Below are 23,786 nucleotides of genomic sequence, written 5' to 3' on the forward strand. Positions count from 1 at the left end.
AATCCCTCTCCATATTAAATTAAAGATTTACGTAATGAAACACTTACTCCTTTTGGTACATGAGCAACAATTTTCGCTCCTGATTCATTTACAGTAACCCAGCCCAATCCAGAGAATACAACATCCGTTTTCGGCTCACGAATATTAAATTCATATTTCACAAACTTAGGCATATTTTCTAATTCTTCTGGTGTCGGTGGATTCAATAATTCTCCAGCGTGTTTTTCGTACAATTCATCAGCCTTTTCAAGCTTTGTACGATGGATTGTTAAACGGTTTGAGAAATGACAAGTGAATGCACGACGGCCCCCACTTACATAATCAAATCGTGCTAATCCACCAAAGAATAATGTTTGTTCTTCATTTAATTGGAATACCATTGGCTTAACTTCTGTAGTCGGTGTAATAAGCTTTAAGCTTTGTTTCCCAACATAATGCGCCATTTGATGATGATTAATAATACCTGGTGTATCGTATAAAGATGACGTTTCGTCTAATGGGATATCAATTAAATCAAGCGTTGTTCCTGGGAAATGTGATGTTGTAATTACATTCTCAGTCTCATCACTAAACTCTTTAATCATACGATTAATAAATGTTGATTTACCAACATTCGTACATCCAACAACATAAACATCTTTACCCTCGCGGTAATGCTCAATTGCATCAGCAAGTTCAGCGATTCCTTGTCCTTTAGCTGCACTAATTAAAAAGACATCTTCTGGTTTTAAACCAAGTTGCTTTGCACTATAGCGCATCCAATGTTTTACTTTATCATGCTTAACTGACTTTGGAATTAAGTCAGCCTTATTCCCTACAAGTAATACTTTATTGTTCCCTACAAAACGATGTAAGCCCGGTAACCAGCTACCATTGAAATCGAAAATATCTACGATTTTAACCACTAGTGCGTCTGATTGTCCAATTCCGTTCAAAATACGAAGGAAATCATTATCTGTTAAAGATACATCTTGAATTTCGTTATAATGTTTCAAACGAAAACAACGTTGGCAAATTACTTGTTCTTTTTCTAAAGATGATACAGGAGCGTATCCTACTTCATTTTTATTTTCTGTTTGAATTTCTACACCGCAACCAATACATTTAATTGTTTCAGTCAAACTTTATTCCTCCCAGTTAATTAAGCCTTTTTTCTTCATGTTTCTCATAATTCTTCGTTCAATTTTCCGATTAAATCGTGTCACCAATCCGTCCGTTTGCGCTACCGGTACAACTAAAATTGTATGAAGTCCCACACGATTCCCGCCGAGCACATCCGTTAGTAACTGATCTCCAATTACTACAACTTCATCTGGCTGCAGGTGCATCTCATGTATCGCACGCTTAAATGCGCGAACAAACGGTTTGCGCGCACTATGAATAAACGGAATACCTAATGGGTCAGCGAAGTCTTTAACGCGTTGCTCGTTGTTATTTGAAACGACCGTTACTTGAATATCATTTTCTTTCATTTTCAAAAACCACTCTTCAAGCTGTGGCGTTGCGTTTGGACGATCCCATTCAATTAAAGTGTTATCTAAATCAGTAATAACTCCTTTAATTCCACGTTTTTTCAAATCTTCTGGTTGAATATGATATATATTTTTCACATATTCATTTGGTAAAAATAACTTCAATTTCTTTCACCTCTTTGAGGATTTTTCATAAAATTTTTCGACAACATTTTTCGATAGATAACCTGTGGATAAACTTGTACACACTTTCCACGTTAATTTTTCAGTCAATTTGGAATTTACTAACAATCTATCCACATTTTATCCACTGAGTTATGTGGATAACCTCTTGTTTGTGACTGTCATATTTTTTTGGTACATTAAATGCAACAACGAATCAATCCTTATATTATTAGGAGGTGACTCACCTTGAAAACAAAACATATGGAACAGTTATCTACTGATTTACTCACTGAGTCTTATTATAAAGCAAAAGAACTAAAATTAAATCCCGACTTCATTTTACTTATAAAACAAGAAATTATTAGACGCTCGTTAGAGGACAAGCTCGTCAAATCTTCTTGAGTACATATAGATTGCTGATTGACCTGTAAAAAGAGCCATCCTGCGATGGCTCTCGAATAAACAAGTACTCCCATCTAGGGGATTTCTTCATTAAGCATCTTTGTCCACATTTCTTAATTAGAGCTTCATAAGTATATTATAAAACCTTTTCTTTACTTATGAGATACTCGGGTTGCAATTTTTTCACCAAGACGCAGCTCTTGCCCACTTGTCAATTCCTGCACTGCTTTAATCATATCTTTTTCAAATAATAAAACAACTGTTGAGCCAAATGTAAAGTATGCCATCTCTTCACCTTTTTGAACAGTACTTCTTTCATGAAGGAGCTCGATACTATTAACAAACATAGCACCTACTTTTACAAGTGCCATATGTTCGCCGTCACTATTTACTTCTGTAACAGAGCGATAATTTTTTGACAATGGTTCTTTCCCATACTCCATACCCGCTGCATTTACCGGATATGATTTTCTACCGAGTACAAATCTTTCAGTCACAGAGCCAGAAAGCGGGCTATGAATGCGATGATAATGACTTGGACTCAAATAAATCACCATATATGTACCGCCTGCATATCGCTTTGCACGCTCTTCATTACCTAGCATATCCACAATTGAATAACGCTTTCCTTTTATATCGAATGTTTTTGTATCCTCAATAGGACCTTGATCAGCAAAAACACCATCAACAGGACTAACGATACTCGATGCATCAGTATCAATACTACGCTTTCCTTCTTTTAGCCTACGTGTAAATAAATCATGCAATGTTCCATATTCCTTCAAACCCTTTTCCATCTCATCTTGATTAATTTGAAAAACTTTCACATACGATGGAATAATGATAGAGCTCAAACGAGATTGTGCAAATTTACGTAATATATAAGAAGTAAAACGACCATTTGTAAGTTCGATCATAAGTCGATATAATGTCCGTCGCAAATTACGAAACCTCCTAATCAGCCTATAACTTTAGTTTCCCCTTCTTTTCTCTCTATATCATATGTAAAATTGGTTCTTATTCCCACATATAGAATGGAGCCGTCTCGTTATACACGAAGAAAAACTAAGTATAATTTTTATTCTTAAATTGTTTAGCACCTTCTAATATTACAGATAGAACCCGCCATTTTCAACAGTGAACATGTATTTCTTCTTAGAACAGCTCGTTTTCTTTCCGTTTTCCCGAAAGAAAAGCAGCCACTTTTAAAGTGTAGCTGCTTACAATACACATTATTCTTTTGCTTTTTTCTCTTTCTCAGCCCGCACAAATTCATGGAACATTTTCATTAAAGCACGCTTTTCAATTCGCGATACGTAGCTTCTTGAAATACCGAGTGCCTTCGCAATCTCCCTCTGTGTTTTCTCTTTATCAAGCCCAAGTCCAAAACGCTTCACAATTACTTCTTTCTCTCGTTCGTCCAAAATATCGATATACTCTTTAATTTTTTCTAACTCCATACTAAGCTGAATCATATCAATTACATCTTCAGATTCTGATTTTAATATATCAATAAGTGATATTTCATTACCCTCTTTATCTTGCCCAATCGGATCATGAAGTGAAACGTCTTTTTTCGTTTTCTTTAGCACACGTAAATGCATCAAAATTTCATTTTCGATACAGCGTGCTGCATATGTTGCAAGCTTAGTTCCTTTCCCTGCTGAATAGCTTTCAATCGCTTTAATAAGCCCAATGGTACCAATTGAAATTAAATCTTCTGCATCTTCACCAGTGTTTTCGAATTTCTTAACAATATGAGCTACAAGCCGTAAATTATGTTCAATTAAAAGATTTCTCGCTTGAGCATCACCTTGCTCCATTAACTCTAAGTACTTTCTCTCATCATCTGATGATAACGGCTGCGGGAACGCATTGTTCTTCACATAAGAAACAAATACAAACACTTCTCGAACCATATATCCAATTGCGGCGAATAGACTCAAACCTTTCACCTCCGCCAAAATAGTGGTCTTTACTATGTGTATGTGGGCATGAGGTTGTTTGTGTCTGTACGATGTAAATATGGAACTCTTAACTTAATGGCATTCTTAAATCACTCAACGCTAATCATTAAATTTTTCTATAAACATAGTAAAAGCCAATCGAAACGTATCGATTGGCTTTTACTAATATTCACTCCAAATTTTCTTTCCAGTATGCGCATCTATGTAACGAATTTTCCGACTACAATCGACGGATTCTTTATGATTTTCACTCCTCGTTTGTTTATACAGCAGTTTATATTTCATTTCCTCTGCATCATGATCTATACACCATTCTAATTTTACTCGAATGACCTCTTTATATATTTCTAACGCTTTTTCTTTTGTTACTTTTGGTGCTGTTTCATGTGCAAGTAACTCTTCTATTATATTGCTAGGTTTTCCCGAGTAGTGCATCACAGCACCATTTTCTGTATTAATGTTGACCATGAATTCCCTATACTCTACCGGAATTTCATTCACATATACTGAAAAGACAAATCTTTCAATCCCTTCATCTTCGTCACGTTCATCCCAAAGGCGAAGATATTGTGTAACATCTGGAATAACATGTTCTAAAAATTGAAGTGCTTTTTGTAAACATTCCTCTCTAGACAGTATTTGTTTTACTTCTTTATCGTCTGCCAGTTTTATAAAACCAATTAATTCATTGGTTGATTTATCAATCGTAATGCCAACTAAATTATTATATTTTAACATCGGTAAATGCTTTTTAAAGAATTCATTCATTAAATATGGATTCTTTTCTTCTTTCTGTTTTTGTAATTCCTCTTTCGAAACAAATTTCATCCTTATTCCATCTTCATTTTCTGTCTCAGCCACTTTTGTAAAACTTTCTTTATCCCAGTCAAATAAATCGAATATATCATCTTGTTGACTACCTTTTTTCGGTTTTTCAACAGCTACAGTTGGAGGCAATTTATAATGATCTGGGTCAAACAAATCTTTACCTGTACTTGCATCAATAAACGCATGACTAGGTTCTGGTTCATATACAAGATGATAGCCTTTTACTTCCTCACCATTTTCATATTTACATGAAGAATGTGTTAAATCCACAAATACAAGTCTCATATCTTGTCTAGCTCTCAAAGTTTCTAAAACGACGTTCTCCTCAACAATTTCAATTGGCCATAACGGTTTTTTCTCTATAGTTTTTTGTCCATTGTAATGAAAATGCACAACATTACCTGAAGGATGAATTCGCACAACACATCCTGTATTCGGCAATGGATATCCATTCACTTCCTGCATATAATTTATTTCTTTCCAACCACGCCAGTCATCCTTAACTGACACATATGTATAAAATTCTAATCCTTCTTCCACATGTTTTTTTATAAATACATTTGCAATCTCTCTTGCCTTATTCTCCTCTATCGCTTCTTTATCACTCGAAAAATAATTTTCATCATCTATCCTGAATTCAAATAAATTACCAGTATGCCTATTTAATGAAATTTGTATCTGTTTCTCCTCATCCTCTTTATGCCCCCACCATAATAAATGATGAGGATCATCCACTCCTTCTTGATCATCTACAACAAGCCTATATTCATCTGGAATTTCAATAATATGAGCCACTTTCTCTTTTCTTTTTTTATCTTTTGGATTCATCATACCCTCTCCTTTATTACAATTTAAGGTAATTATAACAAACAAAACCAAAAACCATTAGCAAAAAGACAAAAAGCTGAAACAATTAGTTCATACGAATTTCACATGAATCTATTACTATAGGAATTGTACATAGTGAAATTACTAACAATGACGTTTATTCATATATAATTTCATTTGAAAGGGGTTGAAAAGATGAAAACTAAATATCGCTTTATGATCTCATCATTTGCTGCTTGCGCCTACATGATTTGGTGTTTAGTATAATAACAACTTCACTTGTAAATAAGAAAAGGTGTGTATATAAATGGAATATAACCAATCAACAGTTAACTACTGGAAAGCTTTTGTATTACCTTATACATTCGCTTTAGAAGAGTTAAAAACTAAATTTGAAATTATGAACCGGGAAGCTCAATTTTTAGAAGACTACAACCCGTTTGAACATATAAAAACAAGACTTAAACAACCCGAAAGTATCATTAGGAAGCTTGAGCGTAAAAACTTATCACCAACAGTTGAAAATGCTCAAACACAATTACAAGATATTATTGGCATCCGTATTACATGTTGCTTTGTAGAAGATATTTATCATTTAAAAGAAGTTATTGAAAATCGTGGAGATATGGAAATTGTAGAAGTAAAAGATTATATTGCTAATCCAAAAGGAAATGGCTATAAAAGTTTGCATATGATTATTAAATATCCATTGTCACTAAATTCTGGTACGAAAGATGTCTTTGCAGAAATTCAATTACGTACACTTGCCATGGACTTTTGGGCAAGTTTAGAACATAAGCTTTACTACAAATATGAAGGAAATATACCTGACTATTTGAAAGATGAACTACATGACGCTGCTATGAAAGCTGAAGACCTCGATAATAAGATGGCAACAATCCGTCAAGATATTGATGACATTGAAGCATGTTCAAATCAAATTTTATTACCACTTTAAAAGGTTCTCTCCTATGAGAACCTTTTTATCCCGCTATTTGCGGGCAGTAAGACTCCCACTGATTAAAGTTTCACTTTATTTCTTCTCTATCGTACGAACCTCTTCAATCTTCCACCCTTCTTCTTCTTTTCCAAGTGCGTACTGCATTTTCTTCTGAAGAGTAACCCCTCCATCTACTTCTTTTTCCTCCGTTTCAACAATAACAAGCCCACCTTTAAGAGCTTTCATATTCATATGTTCTAACTCTATTTTCTTATTTCCCTTTTGAAATGCCGCTTCCTTTTGTGTTTTTAAGTCTTCAGCACTAGGCATCTTCTTTGAAAATAACTCCATATGTTCAGCAAGATTTTTTTCATTCGTTGTCCGTACAAATGCCTCAATAACATCTTGAATGGATTTCTCTTCTTCTTTCGTTATATGTACCTTTTCCTCAGTTTTCCCAGCAGATTTTTGTTCTATATTATTCTCTTGAGATTGACATCCAACTAGCAATAATACGAATACTAGAAGGAATCTTAATTTCCCTAAAAAAACGCTCATCTTTCCATCTCCTAAAAAGAAAAGTGAGGCATTTCGCCTCACTTTCATTTATAATTAGCGTCTTCCTTTATTCGGATCGCCGCCGCCAACGATGTCAAAGACACGTTTAGCTATATTTGTATTCTCTTGAACGCCAGAGAATAAGTATTTACCTGGTCCGAATGCATATACGTTCACATCTTCACCTGTATGTCCACCCGTTGTCCAACCTGTAACCGAACGCTTATTGAAGATATCTTCAATTGCATTATCAATCTTTGTTACATCTTTTGATGGAGCTATATCATTTACAGCTTTAATTTCTTCTGGTGTTAATTGTAGATCAATATACTTTTTCAATGTTTCTTCTACATTTGCACCTTTTACAATCTCATTTGCCATAAAGTCTGGCGTACGTTTCGCAGCTTTAATCGGATCTACTTTAAAGTTATACTCACCATTCGCACCTAAAGATAATCCGCCAGTAGCATGGTCTGCAGTTGCAACAACTAATGTGTTCTTATCTTTTTTCGCAAACTCAATTGCTGCTTTAAACGCTTTTTCGAAGTCTTCCATTTCACTCATTGCACCGACAATATCATTATCATGTCCAGCCCAATCAATTTGACTACCTTCGACCATTAAGAAGAAACCGTCTTTATTTTTGTTCAAGCGCTCAATCGCTGCATTTGTCATCTCTTCTAATGAAGGTGTTTTGTCAGTACGGTCAATCATTTTGTCTAAACCACCTGGTGCAAATAAGCCAAGAACTTGATCGCTTTTATCATTTAATAATTGATTACGATCTGTTACATAACTATAACCAGACTTCTTAAATTCTTCTGTAAGATTGCGGTCTTTTCTAACAAAGTTCTTTACGCCCCCGCCAAGCATAACATCTATTTTATGCTTACCTTTAATTTTTTCATCAAAGTAATCATTTGCAATTGCGTCCATATTTTTACGACTAATATCATGTGCACCGAATGCAGCTGGTGTTGCATGCGTAATTTCAGAAGTTGCAACGAGTCCCGTTGACTTCCCTTTTTCTTTCGCTTGCTCCAATACTGTTTTCACTTCAGCTTTATCATTATCTACTGCAATAGCTGCGTTATATGTTTTTATACCTGCTGACATCGCAGTAGCTGCCGATGCAGAGTCTGTAATATTTTCATGTTCATCTTCTGGATATGTTTTTTGTGTTCCTACAAGATGCTTATCAAATTCTGTAGATTCCATCTCAAATGTTTTTGGATTATCTTTCATATAACGATGAGCTGTCATATATGAAGGCCCCATACCGTCCCCAATTAATACAATGACATTTTTAATTTTTGCATTGTTTCCGTTCTCATCTGCATTAACCTCACTAGAACGCGTAAAATTCCATGTTGCTACCGAAGTAACTGCTAACGACGCCACAACTGCAAATGGCCATGCTTTTTTTACAAACTTTTTCACTGTCTTGTCCCCCTAATTAGGTTATTCATTTCCCACTATCAAATTTAATAGAAGACTGTTAAGAGAAAATGAGTTATATGTAAATTTTTTGTTAACTTATGTAAATTTAAGTTATAATTTGTATAAGTTTGTCTTTTCATATCAAGCATACTCCCCTTTACAAAGATAAATATAAACATGTTGGATTTCTTTTAATACGAACCTATTATTTTACATTTCTTAATATTATTCTTATTTTTTCTAATTTAAATAGAAATATGGTGAACTTTATGAAAACAGTAAAACTAGACGAATCTTCCATTCCAGCCTTACTCTCTCTTTGCGAATCAGTTGGGTGGTTACAGCATGCGAGTTTTATGAAAGAGCAATTCCATATGTACCTTTCCATTGGCACAATTTTTGGCTATGTACATGAGAATAAACTTATTGCAGCGGGCGGGGTCTTTTCGTTTGCCCCTGGATTTTCTTCTATCGGTATGTTAATCGTGCATCCTGATTTTCAAAGAAAAGGAATTGGCCGTATTTTGTTAAACAATAGCTTAAAAGTAACTTATCCATCGCTCCCTATTACACTCATTGCAACAAAAGCTGGTGAATCCTTATATGTATCTTATGGATTTCAATCAATAACAACAATTCATCGTTTCGAAAAACAAGCGGCTCATATAAGTACAAATTCTTTTCCCATAAAACAAATTCAGCAAGCCGATCTTCAATCTCTCATTTTTCTTGATCAAACTGCGACTGGTGCAGATCGTTCTAAGCTTTATTTATCACTACTATCGAGAGCAACTTACTCCTTTAAAATAGAGCGGGATAATCAAATAGATGCTTTTGCTTTATGCATACAAAAAGGAAATGTACTATGTATCACTCCGCTTATTTCAAAAAAAGAAAAAGACGCTATTCAGTTATTAGAAATAATTTGCAACTCGTGGAATGGGACAATACGCATTGATGTTCCGCACTCACAATTCATTTTCCGTCAATTTCTTCAAACAGAAAATTTCCAGGAAACGCTCCTTTCACCTCTTATGATAAAGAATGGTAATCAACTTCCTGGAAATCGTAATATACTATTTGCTATGATAGATGCAGCGTTATGTTAGAAAGGGGACACCTAATTGAAGCGATTTAGCTATTTTATGGTAGGTTGTCTTACTCTTACACTATTAGTAGGATGTAGTGCAGCAGAAAAGCCAGTAGAACAAGTAAAACAAGTTAAAAATACAATTACAGCGAAACTAGCTACCGAGGAAAAAATGGTAGAGATAGATGGTCAAACGATTTACTTTAAAAAGATTGGTGATGAAAAACCACCTTTACTTATGATCCATGGATTTGGAGGATCATCCAATGGTTTTCAAAAGGTTTACTCAGATTTAGCAAAAGATCATACGATTATTTCTGTTGATGCTTTAGGATTCGGACGTTCCTCTAAACCGATGGATTTTTATTATTCTTTCCCAACTCATGCAAATTTGTATTATAAGTTAATGAAAAAATTAGGGTATGACTCATTCGCAATACTGGGACATTCTATGGGCGGAGAAATTTCTCTTAATTTAACATATTTATACCCCGAAGCGGTTACCCACCTTATTTTAACTGATGCTACAGGCGGCCCTCATACGTTCGTTAATAAACAAGGTTCACCAAAACCAAAGTTGTCGACTGATTTAAGTGCCGTTTCTTCTATTGCAGATTATGATGAGAGCAAAGTTAAATTCAAGCGTAATGATGAAGAGCATTATAATAAAATGAAATTATGGCCTAGGCGTCTTCAAATCAATGCAACTGAAATCAAGCAACCAACTTTAATTATATGGGGAAGAAATGATAGTAGCGTTTCTTGGAAAGAAGGAGAAACTTATCATCAATTCTTAAAAAATAGCACTTTCCATATTATTGAAAAAGGTTATCATGCTCCATTTCGTCAAGAGCCACAAGAATTTGTAGGGTATGTAAAAGATTTCTTCGAGAAAAATCCTATAAGTGCTGAAAAATAAACGGGTATCTCATTTTGAGATACCCGTTTTCATATATTAAGCAGCTTGCTTTTGGCGTTTTTGAATTTTTGATCCTAGTACTTTTGGAATAACTAAGCCATCAATTCCAAGTTTTCCAGCATTCATACCAGAAACAAGAACGAACATGGATAAGATAACCATTTCAGGGTTTACACCAATTGACCCACTAAACATATAGGAAAAGTTCATTACAAGACCGAAAAAGACCGCTGTTTTTGTTAAACAGCCTACAATTAAACCAATTCCGACTAAAATTTCTCCCCACGTCACCAGTGTATTAAATAAATCAACGTTTGGAATTGCAAAATCTTGTAAAAATGATGCCCACCAAGATTGAACAGCTGGTTGTGCTCCTTTAGATTTTTCAATTGCACCTTGTAAATAACCAGTTGCATCGAAGCCTTTTCCTTGTAGTTTACCGATTCCAGCCATTACCCATGTGTAACCAAGATACACTCGAATTATCGCTAATACAAAAGAAACTGCTTTGTTTTCTCTTAAAAATTGAATAATCATATCTTCCTCCTAAAGTTGTAATTAAGTCAGTTACAGATAATATAATAACATTAGTTGCTTACTTTTAAAACGTTAATCGTGAATAATTTGTGACATACATAAAAAACATTAAATACTAACGTTTATATAGTAACTTTCATTACCTGTAAAAACTTGAACATATCATACCACAGGTGATAATCATTTTCATTGAAGAAAATGTAAAAAAACTGTGAGTTAAATGTGAAACGCATTCATTCGAATATAGAATAAATCCGTTTCATATTGTTTATATACTCGAAATGTACATGTCTCCTCATCGGTTAATCTCGCTTCTCGAACAACTTCTTCTAACGTTTTGTCATGGTTAATAAACCCGTAAAATAGGCGTATTGTAAACATAATTGCTACATTTCCATCTACATAATCTATCAATCCAACATATGATTTTACACCACTATGTAAAAAGGATTCTACTAGTTTCAACTCCCCAAACTTATACCAACCATTTACAATATGTGTAATATGCAATTTTGCATATTACTTAATTTCCGCTACGCTAAAGTATACTCTCGGCTCATTTAAGTCGTATACATCTTCTCCTAACTCTTCCATTACAAATTTCCTCTCCTATAAGTCCATTTCATATATACCCGTTTCTTTCAAAAAATCAGCTCTAGTTAAAGCGACTTTCTGTAAATATTGCCTATACGCTATAATTGTTCCATCGTGTGCAACGATACAAATTTTTTCTGCTTTTAACTGATAGCACCAGTGCAGAAATTCATCTACTATTTGCTGAAATTCCATCTCCGAGATGATATTGACTCCCTCATTCCATAACAATTCATTTCTACTTTCTTCTAATGAAAAATGTGGAAATAATTTTTGTATTATCTTTCGATCTAACAATTGATCGCACGGTAATGTTTTGGTGGATTCCCGATAAGGAAAAATACGCGGGGATATATATGGGTGAACAATTTTTTGACAAGCAACTTCCGCACTCCATATTGTCGCAGTTTGTAAAGTTCGAAGTGTAGGACTAGCGATTAATATATCCTTTTCTTGTAATGGTACATCGCACTGAAGCAATTTAGCCTGCTTCTTTCCCACGCACGTCAATGGCGGATTCACTGCTTGTAAACTTAATGGTAAATCTTTCGTATGTTCACCTTCACCATGCCGAACAAAAATAAGTTTCATTCTCCTCTTCCTCTCACTAGAAAATGGTCTCACATATTTCTTCCCTATTTTTTTCTTTACTCCTGCTATTTTAAAAAGTAGAATGTAAAAAGTGTTTGACATCAACGTTTGGAAAATATTACAATTACATATATATATGTAAAATACTTTTTACAAGAAGAGGAGGATTACAAATATGAAATGGATTATCGTCTTTATGGGAATGATCATATGGGGATACATAAATGGCTTTTTTAATAGTGATAAAACTGCTAATCCTTGGATTACAGATGATGAGCGTGAAACAAAAATTAAACAAAAAGCAATTATCGCAAGCTGGTCCGGTGTTTTCATATTTTGTATCATTAACCTCTTAAACAAATGGTTAGGTTTAGGAACGAGCGATACATCACCTTACTTACCATCTTCTGTCGCAACTATTTTAAAAGAAAATGTAGAGTTACAAGTTTTACTTATGTTATTCATTACGTATGGACTATTTTACTTATACTACCGAAGAAAACTAAGCGCTTAACTTTTATCTCATGATTATCCTCCTAAATGGTTATAGTAACTAGGACGCAATGAAAAAAGGAGAGATATAAAAATGAGTAACTCAAATGACTTTTTAGATACATTACATGAAAAACAAGCAAAAGATGAACAAAATAGAAAGCGCCAAGGGAACGGAAACCCTGCGAAAAAAAAGCCAAATAAAACACATAAATAACATTGAAAAACCTACCTGGAAATTATATTTCAGGCAGGTTTTTTTACTCGTCTTTAACCGAAACGACATCTTCCCAATTCCATTTCTCATAATACCACTCTGGTACATCTATATTTTCAATCCATTTCTTTTCATGTTTTCCATCGTTATGAGCAAGCCATACATCAGCTTTCTTACGATTTGAACGGAGCCACATTAATTGGTTGCTTTTCTTACTAAAAATAGGGTTATAATCGCCTTGGCTATTGGATGGCTTTGTAATTTGATGTTGTTCATCTGTTGTACTATTTATTTCATATAAAGATGGTAGTGGCCTTTTTTCTAGAGGGACCGATAGCTCTGCTTCCTTTGCCCTTGAAACGATAATTACATTCTCGTTCTTCCATGTGAAATCCCAATCAACATAGCCTTTTGGAGTAAATGTATTTTGCTGGAGAGCCGGCAATTCTTTTATTTTTAAATGCTTATTCTCTAAAGCAACTCTCCCGCTTCCTTCAATATAGGCTAATATATTTTTTGATGGCGCCCATTTGAACCATTGTGTGTTTAATAACATTTGATCTACTGTTTCAAAACGACTGCCGTCTGATCGAATTAAGCAAAGGGTATTACTATCAGCTGACAAAGAAGCTGTTGGTACTGCCAAAAACGAAATCCATTTTTGATCTGGCGACCAATTAAATCCACTTCCAAATAATGCTAAAAAGTCATCATGCTCATTCGGTAGTGCAGATAAATGCTTCATCTTATGAGGATTCATATTTGCATCCTTTTGTATTTCATATAACTGAGCACCTGTCCATCCTGTTGGAAGCAAGTACGCTTCTGATGATACAAGAAACTTCTTACCATCAGGATACCATGCATAGTCACCTACACCATTAGCTATGTTTTCAAAATCTGCTTTCTTTTTTTCAGCATCAAATGTATTTAATGTGCGTGCAAATACAAATGCAATTATATTCTCTGTTGGTGACCATTGATAATTCGATACTTCTGATTGAGATGGTCTAACTTTCTTTCCATCTTTTAGCCGATACAGTTCAAAGTGATTTCGCTTCTTTCCTTTTGCATATGCAAGCCATTCTCCATTATGTGACCATTTCGGTCCTGTTATGTACTCTCCTTTTGTAATTTGTTTTTCTTTTTCACCGACTTTAATCCATAGATTATGATTACGAATAAAGGCAACTTTTACTCCATTGTTTTCTGCGCTAGTAATAGAACTTGAATAGAAAAAAAGGAACAAAACCACGATTCCACTTACTATAAACCTTTTCATATAGCACCCCCATTTCCCCCTTTAGCATTCCTCATATTCCGCTTACTATATGCAAATATTATCCATTCGACATAATTCCAAAAAACTTCCCAAGAAATTTTTAATTCAAAGAGGATTGGTATGAATTATGTCGAATGTATAGTTTAGCCAACATCCGTTCCTATAATTAACGATAAAAATGTAATATTTATTTTCAGAAAATTGGCACTTTTTATTAGGGGGAGTTTCAATGAAGAAAACTACATCAACACTATTAAGTATGGCGCTCTTCTTTTCGAGCTTTGGAGCATTAAGCGCCCATGCTGAATCACTGCAAAAAGAGAAGCAATTTAGTCCACAGTTAAAAGCAAATATTGAACAATGGGGAGAAAACAAAATCGCGCAAAATGTTGAAACAAAAACATCAAAAGAAATTTCAGTTATTGTAGAATTGCAGCAGGCTCCACTCGCTTCACAAAGTAACATTCAACATGCTCCGGACCTACAAAATAGCAATGTGCAATCATACCATGCACAACTAAAAAAAGCACAAGAGGATACAACAAAGAAAATAAAAGAAAAAGCACCGAAAGCAACCATAAAAGAAACGTATAGTACGTTATTTTCTGGATTTTCTATTTCTATCCCAGGGGATCAAATTGCCGCTCTAGCTTCTTTACCTGAAGTAAAAGCAATTTATCCGAACTTAACATATAAATTACATGAAACGTCAAAAAGCCTAGCAGATCAAGAAACACCAAACGTTGGAGGCCCTACAGTTGGTGCACCTGAAGCTTGGAATTTAAAAGATCCGACTGGCAAACCCCTTGATGGAAAAGGGATGAAAGTCGCTATTATCGATTCAGGTGTCGACTATACCCATCCTGATTTACAAGCAAATTATATCGGTGGCTATGATACAGTCGATGAAGATAATGATCCGATGGATGGAAATGTCCACGGTACCCATGTTGCTGGAATTATTGCGGGTAACGGAAAAATAAAGGGGATTGCTCCGAATGCTTCTATACTCGCTTACCGTGTCATGAATGATGGTGGTACCGGTACGACCGATGATATTATTCAAGGTATTGAGCGCGCTATTCAAGATGGTGCCGATGTTTTAAATCTACCTCTTGGTCAAGATTTGAATGTACCTGATCAACCTGTAACAATGACGTTAGAACGCGCAGCAAAACTTGGTGTTACTGCAGTCGTCTCAAATGGAAATGATGGACCAAAACCTTGGTCTGTTGACGCTCCTGGTAACGCAAGTAGTGTCATCTCTGTTGGTGCATCTACTGTTTCTATTCCATTTCCAACATTCCAAGTAGCTGGTTCCAATAAATCTTACCAAGGATTACCGTTATCAAAATCAGATTTCCAAGTAGGCAACGATGCTCAGCTTGTATATGTTGGCTACGGTAATTCAAGTGATTACGCTAAACAAGATGTGAAAGGTAAGTTCGCCCTTGTTTTACAAGGAACTTCAAGCACGTTAGTAAAAGCAGAACAAGCGAAACAAGCTGGCGCTCTTGGCGTGCTACTAATTTCTAACGAAAAAGAAATTAATCTTATGCCCGAATATTTTGCACGTGAAGATGTAGCTCTTCCAGTTATGCAACTATCAAATACAAATGGCGAAGAGTTAAAAACTTTAATTACAAAACGAAAGAAAAATATAAAAATTGGACAACCAAAGCAAACAGAACTTATTGGTAACTTTAGTTCAAGAGGACCATCACAAGGTAGTTGGCTAATAAAGCCTGATATTGTTGCACCTGGAGTACAAATTACTAGTACAGTGCCGAGAGGTGGCTATGAATCTCACAACGGAACAAGTATGGCTGCGCCACAAGTGGCGGGAGCCGTTGCCCTGCTGCGTCAAATGCATCCTGATTGGACGACAGAACAATTGAAAGCAGCTCTTACCAACACTGCAAAAACATTAAAGGATGTCAATGAAAATACATATCCTGTCATGGCACAAGGATCTGGTTTAATTAACATTCCAAAAGCAGCCCAAACAGATGCATTAGTGAAACCTAACAATGTAAGTTTCGGTCTTATTAAACCTAATAGCGGCAAAGTGAAGTTAACACAAAATATTACATTACAAAATCTTTCTAACAAAAAGAAAAACTTTTCAACTCGCATTGAATTATTAGATACAAAAACAAAAGTCCAGACTTCTTTCTCTTCTTCTATTAGTGTGAAACCTAATAGTAACATCGAAAAGCCTTTTACTATTAATGTAGATAGCTCCTTACCACAAGGTGTATATACGGGAAATCTATATGTGAAAGAGCAAGGTAAGACTGAAGAAATGCGTATTCCATTTACGTTTAGCATTGATCCGAAAGAATACAAACGTATTGATGGTCTTGAAATCGTTAATTCTACTTTTAGTCCAAATAATGATGGAATACTAGATGACAACCTGATCAATTACTATTTAGTTACACCAGTGGAGGATGTAACATTTCACGCTAATTTAATTACGAAAGACCGTGTAACATATCAAGGCATGATACGTCAAGGTAAAAACGAAACACCTGGTTATAAATCTTTCAAATGGAATGGTACGAAAACCGACGGATCTCCTCTACCTGATGGCTTATACCAAATCGAAGCTGTTGCTTCTAACTCTGGTGGAGAAACGAAACAGACAGGAGCTGTGTTTGTCGATCGTACTGCACCGAAATTATCGTCTGAAGTAGATCAAGAAAACCTCGTAATTAGAGGTAAAGTAGATGATATACTTTTGGATTGGATGGCAGAATCCGGATGGGTTGCTCCAGGACATCCCGTAACGATACAGTATGAAATTAACGGAAATGGAGCATGGGAAAGTGCATACCTAAATCCTTGGGAGAAAAACTATGAAATTTATTTCGATCGTAGTCAATTACAACAAGGAAAGAATACAATTCATATTGTAGCAACCGATGCAGCTGGAAATAAATCTAATTTAAACGTCGATTTAGAAGTGAAATAATAAAATTATTGTTGACAAGCTTTTAAATATAGTTTTATAATACAAAACATAGTTTAGTTGAACGAATTATATATCGGCTTTGAAGGAATACTAGTAGCGACTTATATCCCTGTCTCAGAGAACTGATGGTTGGTGCGAATCAGTACATATACAAGCGTGAATTACAATTCTGGAGCTTCTTTCCCGTAATGCTTTTTATGCATGAAGAGAAAGACGGATCTTTCCGTTATCTTAAAGTAAGTGGTAAACAATTAATTGTTTACAAATAGGGTGGTACCGCGATTTTTATCGTCCCTATCGGATTTTCCGATAGGGGCTTTTTTGCGTCCTTCCCTTTTAAATAACTTCATATATACGCGTTGAAAGAATCGCAGTAGTATCTTGTATCCCTGTTTCAGAGAGCTAATGGTCGGTGGGAATTAGCACATATATAAGTACGAATTACAATTCTGGAGCTTCTTTTTCGTAGTGCTTTTATGCATGAAGGAAAAGACGGGATTTTTCCGTTATCATTAGTTGAGATGTAAGTATATTTTCACTTACAAATAGGGTGGTACCGCGATTTTTTCGCCCCTATCGGATTTTCCGATAGGGGATTTTTCTATTTCTCACGCAAACAGTTGTTAAAGAATTTCGAATGTTATGATAAAATTTTATAAGCGCTTACAATTCTGAAAGGAGGTGGTACAAGCTATACAAAACTGGTATTCATTTTTATAGAGAAAAAGGAGGACGTCTAAATGACAAAGAAAAAAGAAATTCCATCACATTTAAAACCATTCGTATCCACACAGCATTATGATCAATACACACCGGTGAATCACGCTGTTTGGCGTTACATTATGAGACAAAACCATAGCTTCTTAAAAGATGTTGCTCATCCATCCTATGTTAACGGACTACAATCATCTGGTATTAATATAGATGCAATTCCAAAAGTAGAAGAAATGAATGACTGTTTAGCACCAAGCGGCTGGGGTGCCGTAACGATTGACGGACTTATTCCCGGCGTCGCATTCTTCGATTTTCAGGGGCATGGATTACTACCAATCGCAACAGATATTCGTAAAGTAGAAAATATCGAGTATACACCCGCTCCTGATATCGTTCATGAAGCTGCAGGCCACGCACCGATTTTGCTTGATTCTACATATGCAAAATATGTGAAACGCTTTGGACAAATTGGAGCGAAAGCTTTCTCCACAAAAGAAGAACATGATGCTTTTGAAGCCGTTCGTACATTAACGATCGTAAAAGAAAGCCCTACTTCTACACCTGAAGAAGTTGCAGTTGCTGAAAATGCTGTAATCGAAAAACAAAACTTAGTTTCTGGTTTATCAGAAGCAGAACAAATTTCACGTTTATTCTGGTGGACAGTGGAATACGGCTTAATCGGCAATATAAATGATCCGAAAATTTACGGTGCTGGTCTCCTTTCCTCTGTCGGTGAAAGTAAGCATTGCTTAACAAACGCTGTAAAGAAAGTCCCATTCTCAATTGAAGCTTGCACCGGGACAACTTATGATGTAACAAAAATACAACCACAGCTATTTGTTTGTGAATCATTTGAAGAATTGACTGAGGCCCTTGAGCAGTTCTCTACAACGATGGCATTTAAAACAGGTGGAACAGAAGGATTAGAAAAAGCAATCCGCTCCGAAAATCATGCTACAACTGAGCTAAGTAGTGGATTACAAATTACAGGTACATTTACAGAGACAATTAAAAATGATACTGGTGAAGTTATTTACACACGAACAAGCTCACCAACTGCATTAGCAATTCATAATAAACAACTAGCAAATCATTCTACATCTGTGCACAGCGATGGATTCGGGACACCAATCGGATTACTAGATGGAGATATTGCATTAGAAAATTGTACAGAAGAACAATTACAATCATTAGGCATTACAATTGGAAGCAGTGCAGAGTTTACTTTTGCAAGTGGCATTCATGTAAAAGGAACAGTAACAGACATTGTAAAGAATGATAAAAAAATTGCTCTTATCTCCTTTATAAATTGTGCAGTTACTCATAAAGATCGCTTATTATTTGATCCTTCATGGGGAGCATTTGATATGGCTGTCGGCTCACAAATCACTTCTGTATTCCCAGGAGCGGCAGATGCGGCTGCATTTTTCCCGATGAATGAAGAAGTACAAGAAACGCCTGATCCACTTGTACTGAATAAACTTGAACGTATGTATCAAACAGTTCGAGATATACGTAACGATAGTATTTTACACGATACTCATACTGATCAATTAATAGCTATTCAAGAAGTATTAAATAAATTTCATCCGAAAGAATGGTTGCTTCGTCTTGAAATTTTAGAATTGCTTTTAGAACATAACAAAGGACACGAAGCATCAGCAGCATTATTACAACAACTTTCTACTTTCACAACTGAAGAATCTGTAACACGTCTTATTAACAATGGTCTTGCGTTACTGCAGGTAAAGGATGTGAAAAATGATGCTACGATTAACTAATGAAGAAGTACAAGAGGAATTAACAAAGCTGGATAAATGGACAGTGAAAGATGAAAAATGGATTGAAAGAAAATATATGTTTTCCGACTACTTAAAAGGAGTCGAATTTGTCTCTGAAGCCGCCAAACTATCAGAAGAACATAATCACCACCCATTTATCCTTATCCAGTATAAAGCAGTCATTATTACTTTGTCATCATGGAATGCAAAAGGTTTAACGAAACTAGATTTTGACCTTGCAAAGCAATTTGATGAACTATTTTTACAAAATGAAAAAGCTATTATAAGAAAGTGAAAAAAGAGAAGCCTTTTTAGGCTTCTCCTTTCACTTTAAAATGTATACAATGTCCAAACGGATCCTTGGCCTGTAATATTCCATCTTTATACGTAGCAACTACGCCAATATATTTTAAACTTTCACACACTTGCTCTTTTTGTTTTTCATCTGCTAGTACAATTGTGAAATATTTCAAACCAACGGAATTTGGCATTTGTGGTGGTATACCTTCACCCTGCCATGTATTTAAACCGATATGGTGATGATAACCACCTGCTGATACGAACAACGCTCCATTACGAGCTGGAATCGTTACATCAAAACCAAGGCCATCAACATAGAAATGTTTCGCTTCTTCTAAGTCAGCTACATGTAAATGAATGTGCCCCATCACAGTACCAGCCGGGAACCCATTCCATGTACTTCCTTGCTGTAATAATCCTTCGCCGTCTAACGGGTTACTAACAAATGGTAGCTCTCCATTTTCATCATGCCAAACTTCTTTTTGGCGATCATGATAAATTTCAATCCCGTTTCCATCTGGATCAGCTAAATAAAGAGCTTCACTAAAGTAATGGTCAGCCCCACCATGTAATGGGTGTACTCTCTCAACAAAATGACGAAGAATATTTGCTAAGTCTTGTCTGTTTGGTAATAAAATTGCATAGTGATATAAACCAGTTCGACCTCTTTGCTTCGGAAGAGCGTCTTCCTTTTCTTCTATTATGAGAAGTGGCTCATTGTCCTCATTACCAAACGTAACGATTGTACTTTTTTCTTCCAGTACCTTCATACGCAATACTTCTGTATAAAACTCTAGCGATTTCTTTAAATTTGATACATATAAATGAACAACCCCAAGTGTTGTTTCGGGATGAAGTGGAAAGCCCATTTTGTTATACCCCCATTTTAATTAATTCTTCTTTAACATTTTCTCTTTTAAGAAATTATCTACAAAACCATTAGCTTTCGCAACAAATAAGTAAGCACCCATCGCTAATAATGCAAGTTCTAACTCAAATCCAGGATTTTTCCCGTCTCCTAACAAACCAGCTGACCATTTTACTTTCACAATCGCTCCAACCATAACAAGTGCAAATAATAAGCCAATATACCTTACGCCTAAACCTAGAATTAACAATAGACCTCCAACTAATTCAACTGTTGCTACACCGTATGCAAGTCCTCCTGGTAAACCAATGCTTGTAAACCACCCTGCAATATTGTCAATTCCTGATTGGAATTTTGTTAAACCGTGCATAAAGAACGTTACCCCTAACACGATACGAATAATTAAGTTACCAATATGTTGATTCATTTCTTTCTCTCCTTTATAGTTTTGTTATACAAAACTTTTATTTACATTACAAAACATACACTAATTATTTTTATTCGTCAATTCATTTTTCATGAGAAAAAATATTTTTTTTTTGCTATGATACAAATAGTTGTTTACAAAAAGGAGCATGATTTTATGAATATCGGTTCTGCGATTCGTGAAATTCGTCAACGTAGAGGAATTACGATTGCCCAAATTTGTGAAGGAACAGGTCTTTCTAAAGGCTTTATGAGTCAGGTTGAAAACAATAAAACATCACCATCTATCTCAACTTTAGAAATGATCGCTAATTTTTTAAATGTCCCCCTTCCATATTTATTGTTAGAACAAAAAGATCGTTTGAAAATTGTAAAAAAAGAAGAGCGTAAATACAGTGTGTATGGAAAAGATGAACAAAGAATTGAGCATGTTGCGGAGCAAGGTGGTCTCCGCCTATCTCTAGTAGAAATTTCTGCCGGATTCCCGAAAGAAAACTCACCAAATGCTCATGAAGGTGAAGAGTGTCATCTTGTATTACGCGGAAAACTAGAAGTTCAACATGGAGAAGATATTGCGATTGTAGAAGAAGGTGATTCTTTCTCTTGGAATGCATGCGTTCCTCATATTGTTCGCAATATAGGTGAAGAATCTGCATTATTACTTATCTCTAGTCATGCGGAAAATCGAAAACGTGTTTACTAAACGATAAAAAGAAGCCTGTTTCGTAACAGGCTTCTTTTTTATCCCCTTATAATTCCATAACTCGTCCCAACTAGTACGGTCTTTTCATGTTGATTGCGATAAACTGACTCAATTGAAACTTTTTTATATCCTTCCATTTGCTCAATATTTGTTAAAGTTAATTCACAAGTAACCGTATCCCCTGTAAAAACTGGTCTAATAAACTCACTTACTAATTCCTTCGCTATGTAATGTAACTCTTCGCCTACTTTCGTCCCAATGCTAGCAGTCAATAAACCATGGACCATTAATCGTCCATTCTCATCATATTCCATATGATGTCTACCTTTATCGCCTGTAATATTTGCAAATTCAAAAACTTCTTCCTCGGTAAATCTTCTTTCGTATTTAAATATATCCCCAACTTTTACATTCATTTTTATCCCCCGTTTAATAAACTGAATTTTCTTTTATTTTATCACAAAATGAGTCTCAGTTCAGTTTATATTATTAAAATAGCAATCCTTTTTCTTTATTACCTTATAAGTTATCGATGCCCTTCCTCTTTGGCCACTTGATACCCATAGTACGCACATGTTCCATTTCTTGATAACTCTCTTACTTCAAAATCACAACTTCTATAAAAATCAAAATTGTTAGCGGACGTATGCGCAAACCAATCGCCATGCGGAAGCTTTTGTAAACAAAGAGCTACAAGTTTCTTACCTAATCCTTTCCCCCTATACTCACACTTCACAACTAAATTTACTATGTTAGCAACCATGATTTGATCAGAAATCACTCTAACCATCGCGACCATTTCTTCTTCATCCCAAATTGTGAAAGCCCATGTTGAATTTTCAAATGCAATCGTAAACTTTTCAATTTGCCAAGAAGGGATATTATCATTACTCCAGCCAGCATCTTCAAATAATGTCTTAATCGCATATGCTGGCACTCCATTCGTTCCTTCACGAATAATTAATCCATTATGATAAATATACATGTAATCCCTCCCTTTATTTTTTATATACCATTCTCCAAAAAATGCAATTCACCTTTTTTCATCCAACCCGCTTAATGGAATAAACGAGAACTTCCATCTCATGAAATGAAGTTGTTTTCTCATAACTAAGCCCTGTTTTTCTAGCAACAAATATTGAAGCTGGGTGGTTCGGATTAATAAGTGAAATTAATTTATTCATTTGTAATGCTTGAAAACCATAGTCTCGAAAAGCCGCCGCAGCCTCTTTCGCATACCCTTTCCCCCAATATTTAGGAAGTAGCCAATAGCCAATCTCAATTTCCTCTTTTCCATCTACCTTCTGCTTGACAAGTCCTGCATGACCAATTCTTATCCCTGTTTCCTTTTCAATCATTACAAATAAACCGAGACCATTTTTATAATTTGGAAGTACCCTCTCCTCCAAACTTTTTTTACATTGCATAAATGTTTTTAACGTTCCATTTCCAATATAGCGCATTACCTTCTCATCCCCCCATAAAGAAGCATAAAATGGTAAATCATCCATTGTATATTTGCGAAATTGTAAGCGATCTGTATGGAACACTCTTTTATTCACTCCCATCATTTTGAACCTCATTACATAACAACATATTTCAAACTACGTAAGTGTTGAATAATTCATATCAAGAAAGTTACCAAAAAGAAAGAAAATTCAATCTTATAAAAGTGTATTATATCAAAAAAAAGCA

At 35.2% G+C, this 23,786-nt stretch carries 25 protein-coding genes, 1 pseudogene and 2 other annotated features; of the genes and pseudogenes, 10 read left to right on the forward strand and 16 right to left on the reverse strand.

The window, feature by feature from the left end:
* Positions 1-14: 14 nt before the first annotated feature.
* Both yqeH and B5P40_RS12960 read right to left on the reverse strand, forming a co-directional pair.
* Positions 15-1,121 (reverse strand): ribosome biogenesis GTPase YqeH, encoded by a 1,107-nt coding sequence (gene yqeH / locus B5P40_RS12955; RefSeq protein ID WP_113709299.1) that lies wholly within the window; start codon positions 1,119-1,121, stop codon positions 15-17.
* Positions 1,122-1,124: 3 nt separating this feature from the next.
* Positions 1,125-1,637 (reverse strand): YqeG family HAD IIIA-type phosphatase, encoded by a 513-nt coding sequence (locus B5P40_RS12960; protein WP_002015225.1) that lies wholly within the window; start codon positions 1,635-1,637, stop codon positions 1,125-1,127.
* Between the two features lie 246 nt (positions 1,638-1,883).
* On the opposite strand from B5P40_RS12960, the gene sda reads away from it, so the two are divergent.
* Positions 1,884-2,039 (forward strand): sporulation histidine kinase inhibitor Sda, encoded by a 156-nt coding sequence (gene sda, locus B5P40_RS12965; RefSeq protein ID WP_002015226.1) that lies wholly within the window; start codon positions 1,884-1,886, stop codon positions 2,037-2,039.
* A 152-nt stretch (positions 2,040-2,191) separates the two neighbouring features.
* Here sda and B5P40_RS12970 read toward each other — a convergent pair whose 3' ends face one another.
* The 3 genes from B5P40_RS12970 to B5P40_RS12980 form a co-directional block, all read right to left on the reverse strand.
* Positions 2,192-2,980, reverse strand: coding sequence for a phosphatidylserine decarboxylase (locus tag B5P40_RS12970; protein WP_002129166.1), 789 nt, complete (start codon positions 2,978-2,980; stop codon positions 2,192-2,194).
* A 291-nt stretch (positions 2,981-3,271) separates the two neighbouring features.
* Complete coding sequence (gene sigK / locus B5P40_RS12975; protein ID WP_000051382.1) at positions 3,272-3,985, reverse strand: RNA polymerase sporulation sigma factor SigK; 714 nt, start codon at positions 3,983-3,985, stop codon at positions 3,272-3,274.
* Positions 3,986-4,168: 183 nt separating this feature from the next.
* On the reverse strand, positions 4,169-5,665 hold the full coding sequence (locus tag B5P40_RS12980; RefSeq protein WP_113709300.1) for a YcdB/YcdC domain-containing protein: 1,497 nt from the start codon (positions 5,663-5,665) through the stop codon (positions 4,169-4,171).
* Between the two features lie 304 nt (positions 5,666-5,969).
* Between B5P40_RS12980 and B5P40_RS12985 the strand changes: the two genes are divergently transcribed.
* Positions 5,970-6,620: a GTP pyrophosphokinase gene (locus tag B5P40_RS12985; RefSeq protein ID WP_002015229.1), complete on the forward strand. Its 651-nt coding sequence runs from the start codon at positions 5,970-5,972 to the stop codon at positions 6,618-6,620.
* A gap of 75 nt (positions 6,621-6,695) precedes the next feature.
* Here B5P40_RS12985 and B5P40_RS12990 read toward each other — a convergent pair whose 3' ends face one another.
* Positions 6,696-7,160, reverse strand: a complete 465-nt coding sequence (locus tag B5P40_RS12990; protein WP_002129170.1) for a hypothetical protein — start codon at positions 7,158-7,160, stop codon at positions 6,696-6,698.
* A 54-nt stretch (positions 7,161-7,214) separates the two neighbouring features.
* The gene (locus B5P40_RS12995) at positions 7,215-8,600 is read right to left on the reverse strand and encodes an alkaline phosphatase (RefSeq protein ID WP_002129171.1); all 1,386 of its coding nucleotides are present in this window, start codon (positions 8,598-8,600) and stop codon (positions 7,215-7,217) included.
* Positions 8,601-8,869: 269 nt separating this feature from the next.
* Here B5P40_RS12995 and B5P40_RS13000 point away from each other — a divergent pair, with 269 nt between their 5' ends.
* Complete coding sequence (locus B5P40_RS13000) at positions 8,870-9,709, forward strand: GNAT family N-acetyltransferase (protein WP_113709301.1); 840 nt, start codon at positions 8,870-8,872, stop codon at positions 9,707-9,709.
* A 15-nt stretch (positions 9,710-9,724) separates the two neighbouring features.
* Entirely contained in the window at positions 9,725-10,609 is an 885-nt protein-coding gene (locus tag B5P40_RS13005) for an alpha/beta fold hydrolase (protein ID WP_002129173.1), read from the forward strand.
* Between the two features lie 36 nt (positions 10,610-10,645).
* On the opposite strand, the gene B5P40_RS13010 is transcribed toward B5P40_RS13005, so the two are convergent.
* The 3 genes and pseudogenes from B5P40_RS13010 to B5P40_RS13020 all read right to left on the reverse strand — a co-directional run bounded on the left by B5P40_RS13010 (position 10,646) and on the right by B5P40_RS13020 (position 12,331).
* Positions 10,646-11,146 (reverse strand): DoxX family protein, encoded by a 501-nt coding sequence (locus B5P40_RS13010; RefSeq protein ID WP_002015237.1) that lies wholly within the window; start codon positions 11,144-11,146, stop codon positions 10,646-10,648.
* Between the two features lie 216 nt (positions 11,147-11,362).
* Positions 11,363-11,755: pseudogene (locus B5P40_RS13015) on the reverse strand (hypothetical protein); the annotation flags it as partial.
* Positions 11,756-12,331 carry a histidine phosphatase family protein gene (locus tag B5P40_RS13020; protein ID WP_113709302.1) on the reverse strand — a complete coding sequence of 192 codons (576 nt, stop codon included), beginning with the start codon at positions 12,329-12,331 and terminating at the stop codon, positions 11,756-11,758. It lies immediately after the preceding pseudogene.
* 175 nt (positions 12,332-12,506) lie between these two features.
* On the opposite strand from B5P40_RS13020, the gene B5P40_RS13025 reads away from it, so the two are divergent.
* Positions 12,507-12,845, forward strand: a complete 339-nt coding sequence (locus B5P40_RS13025; protein WP_002167648.1) for a hypothetical protein — start codon at positions 12,507-12,509, stop codon at positions 12,843-12,845.
* A gap of 72 nt (positions 12,846-12,917) precedes the next feature.
* Positions 12,918-13,040 (forward strand): DUF4023 domain-containing protein, encoded by a 123-nt coding sequence (locus B5P40_RS13030; RefSeq protein ID WP_000071861.1) that lies wholly within the window; start codon positions 12,918-12,920, stop codon positions 13,038-13,040.
* A 43-nt stretch (positions 13,041-13,083) separates the two neighbouring features.
* On the opposite strand, the gene B5P40_RS13035 is transcribed toward B5P40_RS13030, so the two are convergent.
* Positions 13,084-14,322, reverse strand: a complete 1,239-nt coding sequence (locus tag B5P40_RS13035; RefSeq protein WP_113709303.1) for a TolB family protein — start codon at positions 14,320-14,322, stop codon at positions 13,084-13,086.
* Between the two features lie 229 nt (positions 14,323-14,551).
* Here B5P40_RS13035 and B5P40_RS13040 point away from each other — a divergent pair, with 229 nt between their 5' ends.
* The 3 genes from B5P40_RS13040 to B5P40_RS13050 all read left to right on the forward strand — a co-directional run bounded on the left by B5P40_RS13040 (position 14,552) and on the right by B5P40_RS13050 (position 20,089).
* Positions 14,552-17,299 carry a S8 family peptidase gene (locus tag B5P40_RS13040; RefSeq protein WP_113709304.1) on the forward strand — a complete coding sequence of 916 codons (2,748 nt, stop codon included), beginning with the start codon at positions 14,552-14,554 and terminating at the stop codon, positions 17,297-17,299.
* A gap of 70 nt (positions 17,300-17,369) precedes the next feature.
* Positions 17,370-17,598 (forward strand) — a binding site (T-box leader).
* Between the two features lie 51 nt (positions 17,599-17,649).
* Positions 17,650-17,877, forward strand: a binding site (T-box leader).
* Positions 17,878-18,039: 162 nt separating this feature from the next.
* Positions 18,040-19,794, forward strand: coding sequence for an aromatic amino acid hydroxylase (locus tag B5P40_RS13045; protein WP_113709305.1), 1,755 nt, complete (start codon positions 18,040-18,042; stop codon positions 19,792-19,794).
* Positions 19,775-20,089, forward strand: coding sequence for a 4a-hydroxytetrahydrobiopterin dehydratase (locus B5P40_RS13050; RefSeq protein ID WP_002167644.1), 315 nt, complete (start codon positions 19,775-19,777; stop codon positions 20,087-20,089). Before B5P40_RS13045 ends, B5P40_RS13050 begins: the two co-directional genes overlap by 20 nt.
* A gap of 16 nt (positions 20,090-20,105) precedes the next feature.
* Here B5P40_RS13050 and B5P40_RS13055 read toward each other — a convergent pair whose 3' ends face one another.
* On the reverse strand, positions 20,106-20,963 hold the full coding sequence (locus tag B5P40_RS13055) for a VOC family protein (RefSeq protein ID WP_002129187.1): 858 nt from the start codon (positions 20,961-20,963) through the stop codon (positions 20,106-20,108).
* A gap of 21 nt (positions 20,964-20,984) precedes the next feature.
* Complete coding sequence (locus B5P40_RS13060) at positions 20,985-21,389, reverse strand: DoxX family protein (RefSeq protein ID WP_002015248.1); 405 nt, start codon at positions 21,387-21,389, stop codon at positions 20,985-20,987.
* A gap of 156 nt (positions 21,390-21,545) precedes the next feature.
* On the opposite strand from B5P40_RS13060, the gene B5P40_RS13065 reads away from it, so the two are divergent.
* The gene (locus B5P40_RS13065) at positions 21,546-22,091 is read left to right on the forward strand and encodes a helix-turn-helix domain-containing protein (RefSeq protein ID WP_002015249.1); all 546 of its coding nucleotides are present in this window, start codon (positions 21,546-21,548) and stop codon (positions 22,089-22,091) included.
* Positions 22,092-22,129: 38 nt separating this feature from the next.
* Here B5P40_RS13065 and B5P40_RS13070 read toward each other — a convergent pair whose 3' ends face one another.
* From B5P40_RS13070 to B5P40_RS13080, 3 genes are all read right to left on the reverse strand, one after another.
* Positions 22,130-22,507, reverse strand: coding sequence for a hotdog family protein (locus tag B5P40_RS13070; protein ID WP_113709306.1), 378 nt, complete (start codon positions 22,505-22,507; stop codon positions 22,130-22,132).
* A gap of 110 nt (positions 22,508-22,617) precedes the next feature.
* Positions 22,618-23,076, reverse strand: coding sequence for a GNAT family N-acetyltransferase (locus B5P40_RS13075; RefSeq protein ID WP_002129190.1), 459 nt, complete (start codon positions 23,074-23,076; stop codon positions 22,618-22,620).
* 58 nt (positions 23,077-23,134) lie between these two features.
* Positions 23,135-23,662 (reverse strand): GNAT family N-acetyltransferase, encoded by a 528-nt coding sequence (locus tag B5P40_RS13080; protein ID WP_002129191.1) that lies wholly within the window; start codon positions 23,660-23,662, stop codon positions 23,135-23,137.
* Between the last annotated feature and the right edge of the window lie 124 nt (positions 23,663-23,786).

Source organism: Bacillus sp. SRB_8 (assembly GCF_003264205.1).
GTDB classification, from domain to species: Bacteria; Bacillota; Bacilli; order Bacillales; family Bacillaceae_G; genus Bacillus_A; species Bacillus_A mycoides.